This is a genomic window from Natrinema sp. CBA1119 (assembly GCF_002572525.1).
Classification (GTDB): domain Archaea; phylum Halobacteriota; class Halobacteria; order Halobacteriales; family Natrialbaceae; genus Natrinema.
The window spans coordinates 395,979-415,741 of the sequence record NZ_PDBS01000008.1; the positions used below are offsets into that span (position 1 = coordinate 395,979).

General features: G+C 56.9%; 23 protein-coding genes and 2 pseudogenes. 14 read left to right on the plus strand and 11 right to left on the minus strand.

Annotation, left to right across the window (positions count from 1 at the left end):
- Nucleotides 1–29 precede the first annotated feature (29 nt).
- Both CP556_RS24195 and CP556_RS24200 read right to left on the minus strand, forming a co-directional pair.
- On the minus strand, nt 30–1,949 hold the full coding sequence (locus tag CP556_RS24195; protein WP_098728117.1) for a heavy metal translocating P-type ATPase: 1,920 nt from the start codon (nt 1,947–1,949) through the stop codon (nt 30–32).
- A 4-nt stretch (nt 1,950–1,953) separates the two neighbouring features.
- Nucleotides 1,954–2,169, minus strand: a complete 216-nt coding sequence (locus tag CP556_RS24200) for a heavy-metal-associated domain-containing protein (RefSeq protein ID WP_006183492.1) — start codon at nt 2,167–2,169, stop codon at nt 1,954–1,956.
- Nucleotides 2,170–2,368: 199 nt separating this feature from the next.
- Here CP556_RS24200 and CP556_RS24205 point away from each other — a divergent pair, with 199 nt between their 5' ends.
- A complete protein-coding gene (locus tag CP556_RS24205; RefSeq protein ID WP_098728118.1) occupies nt 2,369–2,893 on the plus strand; it encodes an ArsR/SmtB family transcription factor in 525 nt (174 codons plus the stop codon).
- A 160-nt stretch (nt 2,894–3,053) separates the two neighbouring features.
- Here CP556_RS24205 and CP556_RS24210 read toward each other — a convergent pair whose 3' ends face one another.
- From CP556_RS24210 to CP556_RS24220, 3 genes and pseudogenes are all read right to left on the minus strand, one after another.
- Nucleotides 3,054–4,061, minus strand: a complete 1,008-nt coding sequence (locus CP556_RS24210) for a serine hydrolase domain-containing protein (RefSeq protein WP_218012008.1) — start codon at nt 4,059–4,061, stop codon at nt 3,054–3,056.
- 446 nt (nt 4,062–4,507) lie between these two features.
- A complete protein-coding gene (locus CP556_RS24215; protein WP_255291594.1) occupies nt 4,508–4,930 on the minus strand; it encodes a hypothetical protein in 423 nt (140 codons plus the stop codon).
- A 236-nt stretch (nt 4,931–5,166) separates the two neighbouring features.
- Nucleotides 5,167–5,546 (minus strand): annotated as a pseudogene (locus CP556_RS24220) (SHOCT domain-containing protein).
- Nucleotides 5,547–5,965: 419 nt separating this feature from the next.
- Here CP556_RS24220 and CP556_RS24225 point away from each other — a divergent pair.
- From CP556_RS24225 to CP556_RS27475, 4 genes are all read left to right on the plus strand, one after another.
- Entirely contained in the window at nt 5,966–6,190 is a 225-nt protein-coding gene (locus CP556_RS24225; protein ID WP_255291595.1) for a hypothetical protein, read from the plus strand.
- Complete coding sequence (locus CP556_RS24230; RefSeq protein WP_098728122.1) at nt 6,187–6,618, plus strand: NAD(P)-dependent oxidoreductase; 432 nt, start codon at nt 6,187–6,189, stop codon at nt 6,616–6,618. Before CP556_RS24225 ends, CP556_RS24230 begins: the two co-directional genes overlap by 4 nt.
- Nucleotides 6,619–6,767: 149 nt before the next feature.
- A complete protein-coding gene (locus CP556_RS24235; RefSeq protein ID WP_098728123.1) occupies nt 6,768–8,084 on the plus strand; it encodes an RNA-guided endonuclease InsQ/TnpB family protein in 1,317 nt (438 codons plus the stop codon).
- A 17-nt stretch (nt 8,085–8,101) separates the two neighbouring features.
- Complete coding sequence (locus CP556_RS27475) at nt 8,102–8,395, plus strand: NAD(P)-dependent oxidoreductase (protein WP_394340759.1); 294 nt, start codon at nt 8,102–8,104, stop codon at nt 8,393–8,395.
- A 373-nt stretch (nt 8,396–8,768) separates the two neighbouring features.
- Here the strand turns inward: CP556_RS27475 and CP556_RS24250 are convergent, their stop codons facing one another.
- On the minus strand, nt 8,769–10,235 hold the full coding sequence (locus CP556_RS24250) for an amidohydrolase family protein (protein ID WP_098728126.1): 1,467 nt from the start codon (nt 10,233–10,235) through the stop codon (nt 8,769–8,771).
- A 327-nt stretch (nt 10,236–10,562) separates the two neighbouring features.
- Here CP556_RS24250 and CP556_RS24255 point away from each other — a divergent pair, with 327 nt between their 5' ends.
- The 9 genes and pseudogenes from CP556_RS24255 (at nt 10,563) to CP556_RS27090 (ending at nt 16,257) form a co-directional block, all read left to right on the plus strand.
- On the plus strand, nt 10,563–11,951 hold the full coding sequence (locus CP556_RS24255; RefSeq protein ID WP_098728127.1) for a permease: 1,389 nt from the start codon (nt 10,563–10,565) through the stop codon (nt 11,949–11,951).
- Between the two features lie 125 nt (nt 11,952–12,076).
- On the plus strand, nt 12,077–12,673 hold the full coding sequence (locus CP556_RS24260; protein ID WP_098728128.1) for a helix-turn-helix transcriptional regulator: 597 nt from the start codon (nt 12,077–12,079) through the stop codon (nt 12,671–12,673).
- A gap of 13 nt (nt 12,674–12,686) precedes the next feature.
- On the plus strand, nt 12,687–13,391 hold the full coding sequence (locus tag CP556_RS27660; RefSeq protein WP_486187793.1) for a DUF7546 family protein: 705 nt from the start codon (nt 12,687–12,689) through the stop codon (nt 13,389–13,391).
- 272 nt (nt 13,392–13,663) lie between these two features.
- The gene (locus CP556_RS24270) at nt 13,664–13,981 is read left to right on the plus strand and encodes a hypothetical protein (protein ID WP_098728130.1); all 318 of its coding nucleotides are present in this window, start codon (nt 13,664–13,666) and stop codon (nt 13,979–13,981) included.
- A 64-nt stretch (nt 13,982–14,045) separates the two neighbouring features.
- Nucleotides 14,046–14,392: pseudogene (locus CP556_RS27480) on the plus strand (SHOCT domain-containing protein).
- A 104-nt stretch (nt 14,393–14,496) separates the two neighbouring features.
- Nucleotides 14,497–14,913, plus strand: coding sequence for a DUF302 domain-containing protein (locus CP556_RS24280; protein WP_098728131.1), 417 nt, complete (start codon nt 14,497–14,499; stop codon nt 14,911–14,913).
- Between the two features lie 5 nt (nt 14,914–14,918).
- The gene (locus CP556_RS24285; RefSeq protein ID WP_098728132.1) at nt 14,919–15,266 is read left to right on the plus strand and encodes an SHOCT domain-containing protein; all 348 of its coding nucleotides are present in this window, start codon (nt 14,919–14,921) and stop codon (nt 15,264–15,266) included.
- Between the two features lie 342 nt (nt 15,267–15,608).
- A complete protein-coding gene (locus CP556_RS27205) occupies nt 15,609–15,866 on the plus strand; it encodes a plastocyanin/azurin family copper-binding protein (RefSeq protein ID WP_343124894.1) in 258 nt (85 codons plus the stop codon).
- 172 nt (nt 15,867–16,038) lie between these two features.
- Nucleotides 16,039–16,257: an SHOCT domain-containing protein gene (locus CP556_RS27090; protein WP_255291614.1), complete on the plus strand. Its 219-nt coding sequence runs from the start codon at nt 16,039–16,041 to the stop codon at nt 16,255–16,257.
- 137 nt (nt 16,258–16,394) lie between these two features.
- On the opposite strand, the gene CP556_RS24295 is transcribed toward CP556_RS27090, so the two are convergent.
- From CP556_RS24295 to CP556_RS24315, 5 genes are all read right to left on the minus strand, one after another.
- Nucleotides 16,395–17,147 (minus strand): ABC transporter permease, encoded by a 753-nt coding sequence (locus tag CP556_RS24295; RefSeq protein WP_098728133.1) that lies wholly within the window; start codon nt 17,145–17,147, stop codon nt 16,395–16,397.
- The gene (locus CP556_RS24300) at nt 17,144–17,764 is read right to left on the minus strand and encodes an ABC transporter permease (RefSeq protein ID WP_218012009.1); all 621 of its coding nucleotides are present in this window, start codon (nt 17,762–17,764) and stop codon (nt 17,144–17,146) included. Before CP556_RS24300 ends, CP556_RS24295 begins: the two co-directional genes overlap by 4 nt.
- Nucleotides 17,765–17,874: 110 nt before the next feature.
- On the minus strand, nt 17,875–18,606 hold the full coding sequence (locus CP556_RS24305) for an ABC transporter ATP-binding protein (RefSeq protein ID WP_098728134.1): 732 nt from the start codon (nt 18,604–18,606) through the stop codon (nt 17,875–17,877).
- A gap of 89 nt (nt 18,607–18,695) precedes the next feature.
- A complete protein-coding gene (locus CP556_RS24310; RefSeq protein WP_098728135.1) occupies nt 18,696–18,983 on the minus strand; it encodes a hypothetical protein in 288 nt (95 codons plus the stop codon).
- A gap of 14 nt (nt 18,984–18,997) precedes the next feature.
- Complete coding sequence (locus CP556_RS24315) at nt 18,998–19,543, minus strand: DoxX family membrane protein (RefSeq protein WP_098728136.1); 546 nt, start codon at nt 19,541–19,543, stop codon at nt 18,998–19,000.
- Nucleotides 19,544–19,763 lie beyond the last annotated feature (220 nt).

Consider the following 19,763-nt stretch of genomic DNA (forward strand, 5'->3'; position numbering starts at 1 on the left):
GTTGTGGTGGTGGTGATCGTGTCTCGTGGTCAGTAGCGGAGCAGTCGCATCCCGTTGAGGATGACGAGGAGGACGCTGGCCTCGTGGACCAGCATTCCCGACGCAAGGGTGACGTAGCTGGTAAGTACGCCCGCGAGGAGGACGGTCACGGTCAGCACCGCGAGCCCGACGTTCTCGAGGACGTTCCAGCGCGTCGCTTTGCTCAGTGTGACCGCGTACGGGATGCGTTCGAGGTCGTCGGCCATCAGTGCCATGTCAGCCGTCTCGATGGCGGTGTCCGTCCCCGCGGCACCCATCGCGATGCCGACGTCGGCGGTCGCCAGCGATGGCGCGTCGTTGATGCCGTCGCCGACCATCGCGACGACGTGGCCGTCGGACTGGTAGGCCTCGATGACGGACTGCTTGTCCTCGGGGAGAAGTTCGGCGCGGTACTCGTCGATACCGACCTCCCCGGCAACGGCAGCGGCCGTTCGCTCGTTGTCGCCGGTGAGCATCACCGTCTCGATGCCGGCGTCTTGGAGTGCCGCGACGACGCCGGGGGCGGACTCCCGGAGTTCGTCCCGCAGCGCGATTGCGCCGATGATGTCCCTATCCCGGATGACGTGGACGACCGTTTCGCCACGTTCCTCACGCTCGCGGACGTATTCGGCGACCCGACTGGGGATGTCGATGTCGCGGTCGTCCAGCAGTGCCCGGTTGCCGACGACGACTTCGTGGCCGTCGGCGTGGGCGATGACGCCCTTGCCGGCGACCACGTCGAAGTCGTCCGGATCGGGGATCGACTGGCGCCCCGCGTCCGTATCGTCCGCCTGGGCGACTGTGGCCCCACCGTCCGTCGCAGCCGTCGGTTGCTCGCGCGCCGCGTCGACGATGGCGTCGGCGAGGTGGTGTTCGCTCTTCTTCTCGGCGGTCGCCGCGAGCGAGAGGACCTCGTCATCAGCAACGCCGAATCCCTCGACGTCGGTGACGGTGGTCTCGCCCTTCGTGAGGGTGCCGGTCTTGTCGAAGGCGACGAGGTCGATCTTGCCGGCGCGTTCGAGGTGTTCACCGCCCTTCATCAGCACGCCCGACCGGGCGGCGTTCCCGATAGCGGAGACGATGCTGACCGGCGGCCCGATGACCAGCGCGCCCGGACAGCCGATGACCAACAGCGTCAGCGACAGGATCGCGTTCTGCGTGACTGCATACGCGCCGATAGCCAGGGCAATGACGGCCGGCGTGTAGTACTTCGCGAACCGGTCGATGAGACTCTCGGTCGGCGACTGGGCCTCCTGGGCTTCCTCGACGCGGCGGATGATATGTTCGAGCGTCGTGTCCGAACCCGCGCCCGTCGTCCGAATCTCCAGTGCACCTTCTTGGTTGACAGTCCCGGCGTAGACCTCGTCGCCGTCGGCCTTGTGGACGGGCGCGCTCTCGCCGGTGACTGGCGCCTGATTGACGGCGCTCTCACCGTCGACGACAGACCCGTCGACCGGAATCTTCCCGCCCGGTTTGACGATAACTATCTCACCCTCCTTGACCTCGCGGGCGGGCACCTCCTGAAGCTCCCCGTCGCGACGGACAGTCGCGGTGTCGGGCGTCATCTCCAGCAGTTCCTGGAGGGCCGTCCGGGTCTTCCGCATCGTCCGCCCCTCGAGGTAGCTGCCGAGGCTGAACAGGAAGACCACTGCCGCGGCCTCCCAGTACTCCCCGATGACGATGGCACCGATAGCGGCCAGCGTCACCAACGTCTTGATACCGAGCGTCCGGTTGGTGACCTCGTAGTAGGCGGTCTTGGCGATGTCGTAGCCGCCGACGACCGTCGCTAGGATGAGGACCGCGGCGCTTGCCGTGTCGAAACTCGTGAGATAGCCCAGGCTCCAGCCGCCCCCGTAGAGGAGGCCGCTCGTTGCCGTGACGATGGCCTTCCGGTGTTTCCGGTAGTACTGCGTGATCGATTGTTTGTTCATGGTGTTAGGCGGGCTGGGGCGTGTAGCCCTGGTTTTCGATGGTCTGTGCGAAGGCGTCGGGGTCAGCGACGCTATCGTCGTACTCGATCTCGACGCGGCCGGTCGCGTAGTGGACTTCGACGTGCTGGACGCCGTCGACGTTCGAGAGGGCGCGTTCGACGGTACTCGCACAGGTCGGGCAGTCGAAGTCGAGGACGCGGAACTGGGTTGTGTCGCTCATTACAGTTTGAGATAGTGCCCCTACCCCAATAAATATTTTTTAAATGATATGTTTGGATACTTGAATGGGTCGTTGGAACAGTCAAACAAGTCGTCTAGGGCTTTCGCCCTCGTGGCTTCGTTCGAGACTCGTTCTTCGGTGGGCGTCTCTTCGCTGGCATCCCGCTACCTTTTCCCTCGTGCTCACTCTCAGTTCCTGTATGAGTGATTCTGATACCGACCACGGTCTCGACGACATCGCGGTGCGGGATCCCCGGGTTTCGGACGCGATCGACGAACCGATGCGGGCGATGATCCTCGACATCCTGTCCGAGGAAGCCTTGACCGCGACCGAGGTCCACGCACGCCTCGACAATCGTGGTGTCGACCGCACGGAGAACACGGTTCGCCACCACATCAACGAGTTACGGGACGCCGCCCTCGTCGACGTCGTCCGCTTCGAGGAGGGTCGGGGTGGAACGACGAAGTACTATCACGCGAACACGATCGTCCTTTCGTATTCCCTGCCGAACTCTGCTGACGCTGCCGTCGAAGAGATGATCGACGCCGTTCAGCCCCAGATTACGGACGCGCTCGCTACGCTCACCGACGAGTACGATGGTGCGATCGAGGAGATTGTCGCGGACATGCAGCCCTGCGAGCACTGCCGGACCCAGAAGTACGAGACGTACGTTCTTCTGACAGTCCTGCGACGTGCGTTCGTTCGCGCCCACAGAGATTCCTGAGGGAGACACCTCGAGATTGTTGGGATTTCATTAGATACGACACGGCACGAAACAACCGATCGCTGAAGACTGCGTATCGATTACTCACTAATATGCGAAAGCTTGGTACCTAAACTTCCTGACTGCTAACTCCAAAAGCGAGTTTCCATCGCCTGCAAGGCTATTGTCCGGATCGATCCACCTTCGAGATTGACCGTAGCGTTTGGAAGAGAAACATCATGCTCTTCCGCATATACGACCACTGGTTGAATGTCCCGATCAGGTAGACATCAATAGTGGGATTATACACCATGAATGCACTACTCGCCCCGAGTCCACCCCACGAGTGGAATCGTTTGAGAAACGGCAACGGACGGATACGGACGACGCCGTAGCCGTAGTCGATTCCTTGCCACAATTTGTTCCACTGTAGCATCTCCTGTAGCGTCTCCTCGGATACGAGGTTACCCTCGACCAAGGCTTGATGGAACCGGAACAGCTCTTCTGCGGTGTTCACCGTCTGTCCACCGGCATAGAAAGCGCTCAACGAGGGTACATCATCCACCTCGATTTTCTTTTCGTCGATATAAAACGGGGCTGTAGGAAGCGCGCTGTCTACTGCGGGTTCCGAGAACGGCGGTAAGTACGAGTGCTCCATCTCCAACGGATCAAAGAGGAACTCCTCCAGAGCCTCGTGATACGGTTGGCCGGTCACGCTTTCGATAATCAATCCGAGCAGATTGTATCCGAACTCCGAATAGTAGCAGTCCTCTCCGGGCGGGAAGTGGGGTTCCAGATTTTGTTTTGCCCATTCGATCGTTTCCTCCGGTTCCCACGTCCGGTTCGGTTCTTCCAACATTTCGTCGAACAGCGTCTTCCCTTCGGGGGATTCTTCTAATCGCGTGTTCAAGAACATTTTTCCGCCTTCGGGGAGGGAATGAGGAAGCCCAGAGGTGTGACCGAGGAGATGACGGATGCGGATATCGCCGGTGTAGTCTGTCCCGTCGATAGTGTGAAGATTATCGAGAATCGACTCCGATAGATACTCCGAGATCGGATCGTCAAAACTGAGCTGGCCGCCGTCGGAGAGCATGGCCACGAGCGTCGAGGTGAAGGTCTTGCCGATGCTGGCTGCGTAGTATGGTTGCTCTGGAGCGGCCTCGACGTCTCCCGTCTGCCCGGTAGCCATATTCCAATGTAAGTCACGGCTATCAGAATGTACCAACAAGTACGCAGAGTGGAGGTCGGAGTTGTCTTCGACGGCAGATTGTAACCTGGATTCCAGACGAGATTTGGCCCTTTGGCGCTCCATAACGCCCGAATGTACGGTTTTAGGGCTATTAAATGGCGGTATCGTTCCCGACTCCTAAGAACGTCTTCTACAAGAAATCGCACTTCGAGAGGTTCTCAGGAATGTCGGGATAGGAGTGATGGATTGGACAGTGATCGGTGTCGCCGAGAACGAGGTGATCTCGGAACTCTGCTTGGGTCTGCCTAATTGAATGATAGTATCCGACAGGATATGTTATTTAGATCGAACGATAGGTAACCACTCTAAATTTCCCACACTTGAGTCAGAATAATCACTCACCACTGTTATCAACAGGGCTGAAACCAACCACTGATCACAGTCCCTCAGGTCGCCGTTCGCGTCGTCCGTCGATATCCCTCGTACAGAGCTGGTAATCCGAGGGGAAGTGCGAGGAGTCCAAATCCGAGAAGGGCATACTCATCTGCGTCCTGGTGTCGCAGGGCAAGGAGCGTCGCGACGATGCCGAATAGCGCAATTACATAGGCTGTGTTGCTCCAGAGCACGTCGTACGAGGAGCAGTACAGCCAGCAGATGAGCGTGTAGGAAGGGGCATTCCAAGTCGGTGGGTGGAGTTTCGGCCAGAAGAACCGACAGTAGGTCGTCCAGCCGAGCATCGCTAGCGTGGGAAGCCCCGCGAGCCACGTTGTTGAGCCGAACGGTGTCCGAGTACCGAACCGTCTGTAACCACTGAGGAACAACGCTGGAAACCCAACGATCCAAAGCCAGATACCGATAGTGTATGTCACAGGCCAGTGCTCGATTCGTGGTTGCTCGAAGGGAAGACGGAGCGATTCCGGCAGCGTCGCCCATGGGAATGAGGGATCAGGGACTGGATTCGTAACGAATGCGATCAGACAGAGTCCCGTCCCGACGAGTAGTCCATAGAGGCCCAACGTTGTATATCGGTCGAGCCAGGCCGGGAGCGAGGGGTGGGCCGTTGTGGGATGGTGATCGGATGTCCCCGTCATTCCTCGAATCAGTCTTACTGCGACTCCGTGTCGCGTTCAAGCGCCTCTCGTCGTTGTTCGTATTCGTCGTCGGTCAATTCGCCACGAGCGTACGCGAGTCGGAGTTCTTCGAGTGCCTGGTCCGAGTTGCTCTCATTCCCCGCTATTGCCTGGTAGATGAGGTAGCCACCACCGATGATGGCTGCCAAGAACAGGATCTGCATCACGATTCCAGTGATAACCATCCAGGTTGGTATCGTCCCGTCGCCCCACAGATGGCCGCCCCACGTGACACCCATCATCGGGCCAACTCCATCATCCCGAAGCCCATAAAGAACATCGGGAAGAGGACGAACGCACCGATGATAATGAGGACAGTCGTAATGCGTCGTGTATCATCTGTTTTGTCAGGCATAGTTTCCCCTCCGTGAGATTCGTCTCCAGTACTCAATACGGGTTCGCTATTCAATGCGATTGTGTCTTCCCTTCTTGTTATCTACCCTGCAAATACTTTTGATATCCCGGCTTTGCACCAGTTCTACGTTCGAATCCAATCTCATTCTGGTAGACTTCGCGCTGTCACGCTGACTCACCGGAGTGGATCGTGCGATGATAGAGATTCAGTAATGGATCAAAGCCGTGACGTGGTGCCTTTCTGTCTTCATATTGCGGCTGGTAGCAGTTCGATGTAGCCGGTTTCGAATCGTATCCACAACCTCAGTGAATTACCCGCTCGTAGTGTTCCTTATGAGTACACCACCTGATCGAAACGGCGTTCGTGAAACCCCGGGCTCCAGCCGGGTATCACCGCGTCTCGGTCCACTTCCACTTGCTGTGGCAGCAGCTACGGTCGCAGCTGTGATCATGCTTTTACTCGGCCTCTTCGGGATGATTGGAGTCTACGAAAGCGGGGTCGAGATGATGGATCGGTGGCACTTGTTCTTCACACCGATACCCGCTGGTACGTTTGCTGGGATCCTTGAATCGGTGATCATTACAGGTGTATACACCTATATGGTTGCTAAGTTGCACAACTACTTTCCAGGTTCGCTCTCATGAAACTGGCTGTGTTCGGGGCGACTGGCGGGACAGGACGACATCTGATAACGCAGGCGCTCGCAGCTAATTATGACGTTCGGGCACTCACACGATCCCAGACTAAACTCCCGCCAAGTGAACAGATCACAGCTATCGAGGGAAATGTCTTGGATCCAGAGACTGTCTCTGAAACAGTCGAGAATACAGACGCTGTGGTTTGTCTCCTCGGACGGACGCCGAACAACCCACCGGATGTCGTGTCGCTGGGGACTCGGAACATTATCGAGGCGATGAATGACCGGCCAGTCAGCCGATTACTCGTGTTAACGTCGATGGGGCTCGGTTCGAGCTCTGAAACCGTTCCGTGGTATGTCCGAATTGCAAACGCAACCGTTCTCCACGATCTGATGGCAGACAAGGCGCGGCAAGAAGAACTTGTTATGGGATGAGCAGGCGCAAAACCTCGCCGTTTACGGCGGGGATACGCGCCGTCACTGGATGGCGCTACCCACCGATGACTGCACGGCTAGATATTCACTTAGAAATCCAAATGTTTACAATAAAACGTACCATAACCAGTTATGGAGACGTTTCACGAATGCACATTCACCGCACGTACCGGGCGAAAATCCTCAACCACAGTCAAGTGGCTGAGATGCTCGACGTACACGGGTGGAGTGCATCAAAACTGTGGAACGTTGCAAACTATCACTCCCGCCAAGTGTGGGAGGATACGGGCGAGATTCCCGACGACTCGGAGTTGAAGCGCGAGTTGAAAGGTCATGACAACTACAAAGGACTCCATTCTCAGTCCAGTCAGCGCGTTCTGGAGGAACTCGCTGAAGCATTTAACTCGTGGTACGGCAAACGCAAGAACGACTCTCGTGCGAATCCTCCCGGCTACCGCAAGAAAAACTACTACGACGACAACGGCAATCGCGTCCATGAAGAACACCCACGCAGTACGGTGACGTGGAAGCAGAAAGGTATCCGTCACGACTCGAAACACAACCGCATTCGACTCTCGAAAGGCGCGAACCACAAAGACCACCCACGCGACCGCGACTACATCCTCGTCGAATATGAGACACGTCCCGAGGTCACGGTAGAAAACCTGCAACAAGTCCGCGCCGTATACGATAAGGCGAAGGGGCGATGGGAACTGCACCTCGTCTGCAAACACGAAGTGGAGACACCCGACTCCCCTGGCACTGAGACGGCGGGTATCGACCTTGGAATCTGTAACTTCGCCGCCGTTGCATACAGCACCGAGGAAGCCGACCTGTACCCCAGCAACCGCTTGAAACAGGACGGCTACTACCTCCCGAAAGAAATCGCCAAGTGCGACGACTCTGGGGGTGAGGAAGCCACCCGCCTTCATCACAAGTGGTCGGAGCGCCGCACCCACTTCTTCCACAGCCTCGCCAAACACATCGTTGAACGGTGTATTGAGCGAGAAGTGGGTCGCATCAACATCGGGAAACTCGACGGCGTCCGTGAAGACGAGAACGGTGAGTCGAAAAACTGGGGTCGGCACGGCAACCTCGACTTGCACGGGTGGGCGTTCGCCCGCTTCACGAAGATACTCACCTACAAAGCAAAAGTCGAGGGCATCAAGGTCGTAGAAGTTTCAGAGCGTGGCACGAGCAAGACGTGTTGCGTCTGCGGTAGGGAAGATGAGAGTCAGCGCGTTGAACGCGGTTTGTACGTGTGCGATGAACACGATGATGCGTTTAACGCTGACGTGAACGGGGCGGAGAACATTCGTCTCGACATCAACGAAAGTAACTCCGAGTCTTCCGGGCAGTTGTCCGGAGATAGGAGTACCGGCTGGTTGGCACAGCCCGGAGTCTACCTTCACGACTTGTCCCACGGATTCTCACCGAGGGGCCAAGTGGTGGACTGCAAACCCTAATATCCCAACGCTCGGGAATCCTCGCCCTTCAGGGCGGGGAGGATGTCAAGCAAAGCGACCTCGACTGGACGATCGTACGGCCCGGTGGATTGACGGACACACCGCGAACCGGCGAATACGTCCACGGAGTTGATCTGGATGTGAATGCACGGCCGATTTCACGGGCTGATGTCGCCGATTTTCTGCTTCAAATTGTTAAAGAGGACCGATACGTTCGAGAGACGCCGATAGTCACCAGCCAAGAGAACGCCGATCTCGGATTTTTTCTGGATCAGATTGCGACGATAGCGAAGCGACTCAGAACTAACTGAGACAACAGCTGTGCGAGTCCCGCGACTGATTGCGCAAATGCGAGTTGATCCCCGGGCGAATTACCTAAAAAGAACATCACGGTACTGCCACCCCATGACAATCACGACCAGAAGTGCTACTACGCCCCCAATCAGGAAGCTAAAGCCACGTCCATCATATCCGTAGGGAACCGGTAGGTCGGTGGTCTGATCCAACACCAGCAACACCACAGCGAGACCGGCAACAACGAGACCAATCACCCGACCGAGTGGGGAATCACTCCGTTTACCGGGCATAGCTGTACATAGCTGGCGTCTCCTTGAAGAGTGTGCTGCAAGACGGCTGCTCCGTATATTGCGCTGAAGGGTGAGCGGACTGGTCTTTGCCACCCGCTTAGAAGGGGAACCGATCACGCGCCGATTGAATTGCGAGGCGAGTCAGGAGTCGCGCAGGGCCACGCTTTGGAAGGTTCCGGACAGTCTCGATGCTGGTCGGCGGTTCACTGCCACCAACGTGTAGCTCCCAACCCGTCTCGTCTACGAAGCGTTCGACAGCCTGATTTGCTCGCTGTCGCACGTCGTCTGAATCCATCGTCTCGGGTGCACCGTCCCGAAGAACGATGTCGCCATCGACGATTACTGTCTCGACATCGGCCGGGACCGCATTGTTCACGACGTGTGCGGGAACGTTAGTCAGTGGCGTGAATTTCGGTTTGTCGACATCAAGGAGGATAATATCCGCGCGCTTTCCCGCTTCGATACTGCCAATCTCGTCGCCAACTCCCAGCGCGCGTGCGCCCTCAATAGTGAGCATTCGTATCAGTTCCATCGAGTCGAACTGCCCGGCAGAACGCGTGAGATTTGCCGCCAGACGAGCTTGCCGCGCTTCTCCAAACATACTGTACGAGTCGTGCCAGTAGTGGTCGTCAATCCCTACCCCAACGTCGACGCCTGCAGCTCGAAGCTCGGGAACGGGCGTCCATTGCGTCTCCCCGTCCGGATTCCAGTAACAGAAGACGGACGGGCAGTGCGCAACGGCTGCGTCCGCCTCGGCGGTTCGCTGGACGTCCTCTTCGTCGGCGAGGCGGAAGTGAGCGGCAATCAGTCGGTCGTCCAGAAGTCCAACGTCGTCCAGCAGTCCTACCGAGTCCTCGCCGCCGTTCGATCGTGCCATCGTGTTACTCTCCTCGAGTTCGAGCAAGTGCGTGTGGACGAGCAGGTCCGGATACTCTGCGGCGAGGGACGCGGTCCGTTCCCACAACTGCCGGGTACACGACCAGTCGTCGTGCGGGCAGATCGTCGCCCTGATTCGGCCGTCGTACGTGTCGTGGTACGTTTCGACGAACTCGCGAGCACGGGCGAACTGCTGATCGACTGGTTGGTCCCAGAAGAGATCCGAAATCGCCGGGCCGAAAAACCCGCGGAGCCCCGCTTCGCCGAACGCCTCCGCACCTGCGGCAGGCCGTGCGTCCATGGAGTTCACGGTCGTGACACCGCCCAAGAGGAAATTGAGCGCTGCGAGCTCGACACCTGCCTCGATAAGGTACTCGAAGTCGCCGTTCCCCAATCTATTGAACAGGGCTGTCCCGCTCCCGAGCATCTCCGTCAGATCGAGTTCGCTAAACGCACCGATGAGCGGTGTCATTTCCAGGTGTGTGTGGGCATTAACCAATCCCGGCATCACCAGTTTCCCGTTCCCGTCAATAACGGTGGGTGCTTCTATTTCTCCGTCTCCTTCGCGTGACGGCCGGACTTCTTCGATGTGGCCATCGGTAATGGATATTGTTCCGCGCTCATACAGCCGGTTCCGCTCGTCGGCTGTGAGAATGAGTGCATCTTGGATTACCAAATCGACACTCATTGTGAATTAGGAGGTGGATGTGCAAGCTACTATACCAGACGGACGAACAGGCTGGCGAACACTGTTTGTACAAGTGGTGTTCTCCATATTTGGGATGTCTTTGGTCTTTACTGGTCCCATTAGCATCTGATACGTCGGCATGATTTAATCCGATTCTCCTTTTGAATCTGAAGTCGGATTCCGCGGCGCTTGTGGAGGTTTGCAAGGTTATTCCTCTTCGTGATAGATCATCTATGGCCAACGGTTACGATACCATAGTATAGACACCCTCATAGGCAGCATATTTTAATCAAAACCGCAATAGATGATCCCTACAATAATACACCTATGCAGGCGACGATAATTGATGGTGTCCTCGAGTCTCTCCGTATCGGGGTCGGGTTTCTCTGGACGGCGGCGTGGGCGATCATCATGGGCCTCACGATTACGAGTCTGGTCCAGGTCTACGTCTCGAAGGAGCGGATGGCACAGGTGCTGGGTGAGGGCGATCTAACTGGACTTACCAAGGCGACTGTGTTCGGAGCAGCGAGTAGTGGCTGTAGTTTCGGGGCCGTCGCCATTGGGAAGGGCCTGTTCAAGAAGGGCGCCCACGCGGTGAACTTCCTCGCGTTCATGTTCGCCTCGACGAACCTCATCGTCGAACTTGGGTTGATGATCCTGATCCTGCTCGGGTGGGAGTTCCTTCTCGCAGAGCTGCTCGGCGGCCTCATCCTTATCGCCGTCATGGCGGTCATCGTTCACCTCACGCTTCCTGAAAACCTGTTTAGCGAAGTTCGAGAAACGCTCAACGAGCGCGATCACGCATCGGGCATCACGGAGGACCCCACCTGCGGGATGGAGGGGAAAGACGAGTACACCCTCACGACTGACGGCGGTGAGACACTCAAATTCTGCTCGGAGGGCTGCATTGAGACCTACCGCCAGGAGACATCGAGTAGCGGCGGGTGGCGCGAGGAGCTGCTGTCGTGGGGTGGCTGGTACAAGGTCGGGAACCAGTACCGCAAGGAGTGGTCGATGATCTGGAAGGACGTCGTTGCGGGCTTTCTCATCTCCGGGTTTGTCATCGTCTTCGTTCCGCAGTGGGTCTGGAACACGCTGTTCATCCAGGGCGACGGCCTGCTCGTGACCGCCGAGAACGCGATCATGGGCGTCGCCATCGCCGTCATCAGCTTCGTCGGCAGTATGGGTAACGTCCCGTTCGCCGTCGCGCTCTGGGGCGGTGGCATCAGCTTCGCCGGCGTCATCGCATTCGTCTACGCCGACCTCATCACGATCCCCGTGTTGAACGTCTACCGGAAGTACTACGGCTGGAAGATTATGCTGTACATCCTCGGCGTCTTCTTCGTCACGATGGCGTTCACGGGCTTCCTCATGGAACTGCTATTCGACGCGCTCGGCATCGTTCCGGATCTAGCCGGCGGCGAAACCGCGACCGAGCAGACGTACTTCGAACTGAACTACACGTTCTACCTCAATATTATCGCCTTCGCGCTCTCTGGATTCCTTCTCTACGTTTACCGGCGGGGACTCGGCGCGCCGGGTCAGTATCGTGATCCGGTGTGTGGGATGCGAACCGACGATGAGGGTCCGAGTGCGTCCCATGATGGGACGACGTACTATTTTTGCTCGAAGACCTGCAAGCGAACGTTCGAGGAAGAGCCCACGGAATTTGCTGATCAAAGCCCGCAGATATCAAGCCACGATCACGACCACTGATAAATGTCCCGTGGTTCATCCGCTGTGAAGGACTTCACCACCGTAGTTGTGATCCGCAATTGTCACACCCGTCGCCCCCAAATTGACTGTATGAGCAGTCAGATCTCGAAACGAGGGGACGTAATATGAACCAACGTCGAGCAGATTCTGTCGTCGGTATTCTCCTCGGGTTCGTTCTCCTAGCCGGCGGGGCACTCAGTTGGCGGGCCTATCAACAGCGTCGCGCTATCGAGCAATCGATGGGGTCGATGATGGATTCTTCCGTGGGGGCGATGCACGGCCCAGACCCTCTCTGGTACGTGGTTGGAACCCTGCTAGTCGCAGGCGTTATCGGTGGCGTCTATTACGTGGTCCGGGGAGAACTCACCGATTCGGAAGTGGCCGACACGACGGACTATATCGGTTCCGATCAAACATCGGCAGCAACGCCTACGTCGGTGGACGATGGAGCCTCGCAAGCGAAGTCTCTCAATCCCGAATCGGCCCCGAAGGCGCGCGTTCTCGATCTCTTACCGGACGATGAACGACGCGTCCTCGAACCCGTCCTGAGCTCTCCCGGAATCACGCAGATCGAACTTCGGGATCGATCTGGATTCTCGAAGAGCAAAGTGAGCCAGACCGTGAGTTCACTCGAAGAGCGCGGTCTGCTGTACCGAGAACGACAAGGCCGGACGTATCGTGTTTACCCGAGTGACGACCTACAAAATCAAGAGACACAGTAACCTCATACAAACCATGTCACAAACGACACGAGAAAGCGATCGTATTAGCCGACTTCTCAAATCAAGCACGTGGCTCAATTTCCTCCTCGCTGTGCAGTTGGTTGTCGGGCTGGCGTACGCATATATCACAGGGGATATGGGGAGTCGATTGACCCATTTCGTCTTGCCATTCATTTGGTTCACCGCCTCTGTCTGGGTGATCTGGCACACTCGACCCGCGAAGACACGTCGCGTGTATCATATCGGTGCCGCACTTGTCGTTGCTCTATACCTCCTCATTATGTTCTATTTCTCGGGATTACTCGGACCGAGTACCTCTCATCTCGGGCAACTTACTGGGTCAAGCGGTCTCGGAATAACATGGGGTCGGTCTTTGGGGTGGAGTCCGGTCTTCCTCTATACAGGTGACCTGATCACGGTTACGCTCATTCCGTACCAAGCAGTTGGCTTGTTCGCGCTAGCGTATCTCGTCTACGATGCGCTGCTTGATTTCTCGCGGTCGGCAATCGGAGGGATTGTCGGGATCGTAGCGTGTCCTGCCTGCGTCAGTCCGTTGTTTGCAGTATTACTTGCAGGCGGGCTGAGTGGTTCCTCAACGGTGCTATTGTTTGGTGCGTATGGCTACGAGATTGCGACGGTTCTGTTTCTCGTGACTGTTGGAATCCTGTATCATCGCAAAGCGCTCACCAGACAGTACCACCAGCTCCGAATGGATTGACATCCTCCATACTCGTTTAGTGATCGTCGACCCTCACTCGCGCTGCGAACCGTAGTCTCCGACTGGATCGACGCAAGTGAGGGTACCGGTCTCCTGGTATCTCCTTTGCCCTCACTATATCTCAGATCCCTCGAATTCGGTAAGTATGAACGACCTCATCGAAAGAAAACGTTTAGATAGGGTTATAGACGTTCTCGAACGGTCTGCTGTTTGGATTTACACCCACGAAGATAACCCCGAACCCACCGTATCACTACGTGAGGCGAAAGATAATGACCAATCGAAACCTCGGACGATGGCTGCTCGTGGCGCTCGCGATCGTCGGACTCGCGTTCGCCGCCCCGCTAGTTAGCGCACACGGTGACGAACCGAACCAGGGGAACGAGACGGCAGCTGAAGGGACGCCAACCGATGGTGATACAGCGGACTGGGCGGCCTGGATGGAAGGTCACATGACCGATCACATGGGACCGGATGCCGATGACGAGATGGAAGCGCACATGGGCGTGACCGTCGACGAAATGGCCCAAGACATGGGGGATGACAATCACACCGCCGCCGGGATGAACGGACAGGGACACGGTTGCTAACGATCCCTGTCCGGGGCCTCTCGTCTAGAACGGAGACACTCGAACTGTCAAATATACGATCGCAATGACACACTACACCAACACCCTCGGACGAACGGCTCGTCGAATTGCGGTGCTCACCATTCCGCTGCTGGTTGCTGTAACAGGTACCGCTGCTGCTCACGGTGGTGGAGGCTACGACGGCGGGATGATGGGCGGTAGCGGTTGGGGGCTCTTCGGTGGTGGAATGGGCCTTTGGGGGCTCCTTTGGATGGGGCTCTTAATTGCCGTGCCGCTCTACCTCGGCTACTCGCTTCTCAACAGCGATTCTGGGGGGACGATAGCCGGCCGCTTTCGGTTTTCCGTGAGCGCTATGCCCGCGGTGAACTCTCCGATGAGGAGTTCGAACGACGACGAAAACAGCTTGAATAGACCAAATGAAAGGAATAGAAGGAGTATCGTTCAAAACTACTCCCGTCCGACGGCTGTCGCGGTGGGACCAAACTATTAACTCCGTTACCGGAGTATGGGTTTTCATGGAATACACAATACAGATCACAACTGCTGGTGAGTTCGACGATGTCGTCGACGCAACGAACGCTGCACTCAAAGATGAGGGATTCGGGGTCCTCTGTGACATTGACATTCAGGCGACACTCGAGGAGAAACTCGGCGAAGAGTTCCGACAGTATCGGATCCTCGGTGCGTGCAATCCACCGGTGGCATACGAAGGATTGAGTGCAGAAATCGAACTCGGCGCGCTTTTGCCCTGCAACGTCATCGTCTACGAGAATGATGACGGCGACATCGTGGTGAGTGCAGTCGACCCCGAACAGCTGGTCGGAATCGCTGACAACGACGCACTTGACTCCATCGCAACTGAGGTCAACGAACGATTTGACCGTGTACTGGCAGCCGTTACAGATGAATTCGGATCCGCGTCGGAGGCCTGATTCCGATGGCTTCATCAGATCAACTGGACACGACGACGATACTGCTCCTCGTGCTCGGTGCGTTCATCCTCATTCCTATGCTCATGATGGGGTTCGGTGGGATGATGGAATACGGGGGCATGATGGGCCAGTACGGTAGTACAGGTGGCTGGTGGCCCTTCATCGGAATGGTCGTACCGCTCGCCTTCCTCCTTGTGCTTCTGGGCGGAGGTTATCTCATTATCCGTCGAGTGCCCGACACACAATCGTCTCACAATCCTGCGATTGAAGAGATGCGTCTGGCGTACGCTCGTGGAGATCTCACCGACGAAGAGTTCGAAGCCCGACGTGAGAAACTCGAACAATCAGAGTAACTCCCTCTATACAGCTTAGTGCCTGCTCGGACAGCCTTTTCACAAACGAGGAGTATCGAAGCCGGCTCTCTGAGCAGAGGAACCTTCGAACCGAAGACCCAACCCCTGTCTAACATTCGATTGTGAGTAGTAATGGAAGTAAACGACAAGCACGTGCTGTTCACCACGTCGGGAACCACACCCTTCGCGCCCATGTCGTGTGGAGCTACTCACTAAGAGACCGACCCAATCACTATGACACCTTACAGTCGACGACAATTCCTCGGTTTTGTTGGTGCCGGTGCAGTGGCCAGTACGAGCTTGGCTCAATCCGCGAATGCAAAGGAGATACCTGTCGTAGAGATGGGGAACAATTACTTCGATCCAATCGGTCTGCGAGTCGATCTCGGGACAACCGTTCGGTTTGAACTTGCAGCCGGGACACATTCCGCCACGGCGTACCCGGATCGCGTTCCGGACGGTGCTTCCGCCTTCGATAGCGGCACGATCTCGCAGGGGCGTTTCGAACACACGTTCGACACGCCAGGGACGTACGATTACTACTGTATCCCCCCACAAGTCGATTGGGATGGTCGGACGGATCGTTGTTGGGAGTCCTAGCGGGCCGGCGGAGGAGAGCTCGATCCCGAATGGTGAGGTCCCAGCGAGTGAGGCTATCGTCGAGCAGGGCGTAATTGCCTACGGTTCGAACAGTGATGGGAGCGGAAATACTGGAGGCGGAATGATGGGGTCAGGCGGCCACGGGATGATGAACGGCCGCAATGGAGGTGGAATGGGGGGACTCCCAGTTGTTGGTGGGGTGCTTGGAAGTTCGGGCATTCTCGGTGGCGCCCTTTACTGGCTCGGAAATCGAACGTCTCCTCGTTCGAGTACTGATCACTCAGCCAGAGAAGTGCTTCAAGAGCGCTATGCTAGAGGTGAGATTGATGAGGAAGAATATAGACGCCGTCGTGAGCGACTGGACGCATCCGATGAGGACGTCTCCAATTAATTCCCACCGTAAAAGTGCGAACTGATCGGAGTCAAGCAATTTGCGGATTGGGGGGTCCCATCATCATGGATATCTTCGAATTCCTAACGATCTCATACTACTGTCCCAGCTCGATTTGGGAACGATTTTTTCTGTAGTCATTTCCCCTGTGTGGCTCGGTAGTACACGCCGATTGTGAGCACAGCTACGAGGAGGAGATATCCAGTAGCCCACACTAACGAGAGAGCCGTATCTACGTCCGTCGTGAGTCCGGTATCGACCATCACACGGACAGGCCAATAGCCGGGGAGTAGTTTCATCCACCATTCGGGCTCGGACTGGATGAACAGCGGATCCTGGAAGAGTCCGATATCGAGCATCGGGAGAATCAGCATTAGCCACATCCCGGCTAGGCGGTCGAAAACGGCCCCCACGAGCATCCCAATAAGACCATACGTGACCGAGACAACGAGCATCGCTGCGACGAACCACCAGAGATGCTCAGGCTGGAAATCGACGAGCATCACAGCGACTGAGACGCCGGTGACGATGAGAGTGATTGCTGCGAGGACCCCAAACCGGGCAGTGATTACCTGTCGTGCACGATAGCCGGCGACTGCCAGACGACCGTCTGTGTCTTTGGCTTCTCGCATCAGGAACAACCCAGCGAGTCCCGCGATGAGGGCGCTCGTAATCGGCGTCATGATCACTCCGTGGACCTCAGGCATCCCTCGCATGACCGTCACCGTCTCACCGTCGACGAGCGTCCGAACCGGCATCTTGACATCCTGAGTGACTGCGAACGCCAACGTGATGAACGAGACCGGTAAGACGACCAGTAGAGCGACGAGGACGTAGTTTCGTGCCTGTTCTTTGATACCGATTGAGAACGCCGTTGTCGTACGGTTCATGCGGACCACCCACCACTGGTGCGCATCGTCATTCCGAACACTGCGGTGACGAGCACGAGCAAGACTAGCAGGTATCCGGCAACGAAGCCGAGATCACCCGTTGTATATGTACCTTGGAACATCGCCTCCTGAAGGAGTTCCTTCGGATGATAGAGCGGGAAGTACTCCACGAACTCGGGAACGTCGGCGGCCAGTGGGCTGTCGCCACTGAGGAACGCGTCCATCATCGCGAGGAACACCACGACGAGCGAGCCTTCGAACAGTCGCGGAAGGAGCGCCCCGACGAGTGCGCCGAGGAACGCATAGACCAGGCCAGCGAGTACGAGGAATACGAACGTCAGAACAGGGGCTTCCGGTGAAATCGTCAGCCAGAGAACGCCGTAGTTTACGGCAGCCACGACAACGGTCACACCTCCGAGTGTCGCTAATCGAGTCGCAAGCAGTGTTCGGGGTGGATAGCCTGTCTGAACGAGTCGCCGATCGGCTGCACGCGCACTAATCATCTGGGCGAGTCCCATCAGGCCGGCGATGATGGCGACTCCGAATATCGCTCCGAGGAGGCGACCAAGATTGATCGGAATCGCCTCGACCGTCGGCATGGTCGGCAGTCCTGCCATCGCTTGTCCCCAGCCTTCGATAACGACAACCGGAAGGAGGAGTGCCAGGACAACATTCAGGGGGGGGTCTGAGGAAGGTGGAAACATTCGCCTGGATCCCCGTCCAAACCCTATTCATCAGTCTCTTCCCCCCGTTCACTGGCCGTTGCATCAGTCTCGCCTTCCTGGTCAGTCACGTCGTAGACTTGTCCATCACGAACCTCGTAGATGCGGTCGAGACGATTTTGCTCCTCGATCAGGTGTGAAATCATCGTGACAGCTGTTCCGTCGGCAGCGAGTTCCTCGGCGAGATCCCAGAACGTGAGATACGTCTCCCAGTCGAATCCGGTGTAGGGCTCGTCCAGCATGAGGACGTCCGGGTCGTGCATCAGGGCGATACTGAGATTGATTTTTTGACGGTTCCCGCCGCTGAGTTGGTCGATTCGATACTCAAGGTACTGTTCGAAGTCGAGTTTCGTTGCGAGTCGGTGTTTTGCCTCGTCAACCTCCTCGAGGGTCATCCCGTATCCGGCCCCGAACAGTCGGAACGTCTCTGCGACAGTCAAGCGGTCGTAGAGCAGCGGTTCCTGTGGACACCAACCAACTGTCCCCGCTCGTTGAACCGTTCCTGCATCCTGATCGAGTACGCCGACGAGGATATTCATGAGTGTGGATTTGCCAGACCCATTTTCGCCGACGATGCCGACGATCTCTCCCGCTTGAATGGCGATGTTAGCACCGGATAGGACGGGAACTGACCGTGTAAATGGGAATCTCGATCCATACGTTTTCTCTATTTCTTCGGCGCGGACGAGTTCCCCATTGGTACTTAATGTCACGTCAACGTCTGTCGATGTCTCCATACGTAGATTGATGCCCCGCTAGTTCAACTGGGTTACCGTTAGAAATCCAAAGTCGCGTCGGTGAGCTAGTTTCGGCCTGCCGTACTACTTTACTCTGCTTGACCGGTGCTTGTGTCTGACTGAGCGGTACCGAGAACGCGTTCTCCAGTAGCCACCTTGTAGATGGCGGACACACCCCAGATGAGGAGTCCCAAGAGGATGATGTAGGACCGTATTTCAAGCGGGACGAGGGCCTCGTGTACGATTTGACCCTCTCCGGATACGGGGTGGGGGCTTCCCAGAAGTATTTCCACGAAGCCGATACCGACTGTACCGAGAAGGACGAAGCTGCCTCCGACATACATTGCAACCTTGTCCGCCGTAGTGAGGGAACTCATATATGACACCTCTATTAGCCGATGAGGTACTGAAGCCGGGGGTGGTTCTGGACGAACTCAGTGCTTTGTAGGTACGCGTCAACGCCGAGGACGCGCCCGGCACCGAGCGTGGCAATCATCCCAAAGATTAGGAGGCCTAGCAATTCGCCCGTGACGACACCGTTGGCCCAGCCGCCAGTCTCGCCGTTGATGAAATAAAAGAACATCATCATGAATGCGCCGAAGAACGCCGCCGTGCGGGTGAGCGCTCCGAAGACCAAGCCCAAACCGATTAACAACTGGCCGACAGGCACCGCGACGTTTGTGAATGCCAAGCCGGCACCACTACTGAACAGAGTGACGACGGGCCCAAGACTCGTTCCTTGGGCCGCACCGCCGACGAACCAACTTGCGTCGAACGGCCAATTAATGAGTTTGTCGAGTCCAGCATGCAACAGCCACCAGCCAGCGATGAGGCGCATGATGACCAGCCAATAGGCCAGCCACGGCTGGGACACGCTGAACGTTACGTCTCGCCCGAGCATTCGGGTCTGAACAGTGGTGAGATCATTGGTTGCCATTCGGTTTCACCCCGCATCATATGATGGGGTCCTAAATCAAGCACTTTGCTTTTAGCAATCCAAAGTCAAGATACCGAGCGATTTGGGCGGTGCTACACGGTTTACTCTTTCAGAACCCGGAATTGACAATCGGTGCCTCACAAATGCCAAATTATCGCTCGAGCATACTCCCGAATTCGTACTTTCGCCCACATAAATAATGGAGCACCGTACAACATCC

Excerpts from the sequence above, each read along its gene's own strand:
- CP556_RS24195 (WP_098728117.1), bottom strand. The coding sequence starts at position 1,949 with ATGAACAAACAATCGATCACGCAGTACTACCGGAAACACCGGAAGGCC.
- CP556_RS24200 (WP_006183492.1), bottom strand. The coding sequence starts at position 2,169 with ATGAGCGACACAACCCAGTTCCGCGTCCTCGACTTCGACTGCCCGACC.
- CP556_RS24205 (WP_098728118.1), top strand. The coding sequence starts at position 2,369 with ATGAGTGATTCTGATACCGACCACGGTCTCGACGACATCGCGGTGCGG.
- CP556_RS24210 (WP_218012008.1), bottom strand. The coding sequence starts at position 4,061 with ATGGCTACCGGGCAGACGGGAGACGTCGAGGCCGCTCCAGAGCAACCA.
- CP556_RS24230 (WP_098728122.1), top strand. The coding sequence starts at position 6,187 with ATGAAACTGGCTGTGTTCGGGGCGACTGGCGGGACAGGACGACATCTG.
- CP556_RS24235 (WP_098728123.1), top strand. The coding sequence starts at position 6,768 with ATGCACATTCACCGCACGTACCGGGCGAAAATCCTCAACCACAGTCAA.
- CP556_RS24250 (WP_098728126.1), bottom strand. The coding sequence starts at position 10,235 with ATGAGTGTCGATTTGGTAATCCAAGATGCACTCATTCTCACAGCCGAC.
- CP556_RS24255 (WP_098728127.1), top strand. The coding sequence starts at position 10,563 with ATGCAGGCGACGATAATTGATGGTGTCCTCGAGTCTCTCCGTATCGGG.
- CP556_RS24260 (WP_098728128.1), top strand. The coding sequence starts at position 12,077 with ATGAACCAACGTCGAGCAGATTCTGTCGTCGGTATTCTCCTCGGGTTC.
- CP556_RS27660 (WP_486187793.1), top strand. The coding sequence starts at position 12,687 with ATGTCACAAACGACACGAGAAAGCGATCGTATTAGCCGACTTCTCAAA.
- CP556_RS24270 (WP_098728130.1), top strand. The coding sequence starts at position 13,664 with ATGACCAATCGAAACCTCGGACGATGGCTGCTCGTGGCGCTCGCGATC.
- CP556_RS24280 (WP_098728131.1), top strand. The coding sequence starts at position 14,497 with ATGGAATACACAATACAGATCACAACTGCTGGTGAGTTCGACGATGTC.
- CP556_RS24285 (WP_098728132.1), top strand. The coding sequence starts at position 14,919 with ATGGCTTCATCAGATCAACTGGACACGACGACGATACTGCTCCTCGTG.
- CP556_RS27205 (WP_343124894.1), top strand. The coding sequence starts at position 15,609 with ATGGGGAACAATTACTTCGATCCAATCGGTCTGCGAGTCGATCTCGGG.
- CP556_RS27090 (WP_255291614.1), top strand. The coding sequence starts at position 16,039 with ATGGGGGGACTCCCAGTTGTTGGTGGGGTGCTTGGAAGTTCGGGCATT.
- CP556_RS24295 (WP_098728133.1), bottom strand. The coding sequence starts at position 17,147 with ATGAACCGTACGACAACGGCGTTCTCAATCGGTATCAAAGAACAGGCA.
- CP556_RS24300 (WP_218012009.1), bottom strand. The coding sequence starts at position 17,764 with ATGGCAGGACTGCCGACCATGCCGACGGTCGAGGCGATTCCGATCAAT.
- CP556_RS24305 (WP_098728134.1), bottom strand. The coding sequence starts at position 18,606 with ATGGAGACATCGACAGACGTTGACGTGACATTAAGTACCAATGGGGAA.
- CP556_RS24310 (WP_098728135.1), bottom strand. The coding sequence starts at position 18,983 with ATGAGTTCCCTCACTACGGCGGACAAGGTTGCAATGTATGTCGGAGGC.
- CP556_RS24315 (WP_098728136.1), bottom strand. The coding sequence starts at position 19,543 with ATGGCAACCAATGATCTCACCACTGTTCAGACCCGAATGCTCGGGCGA.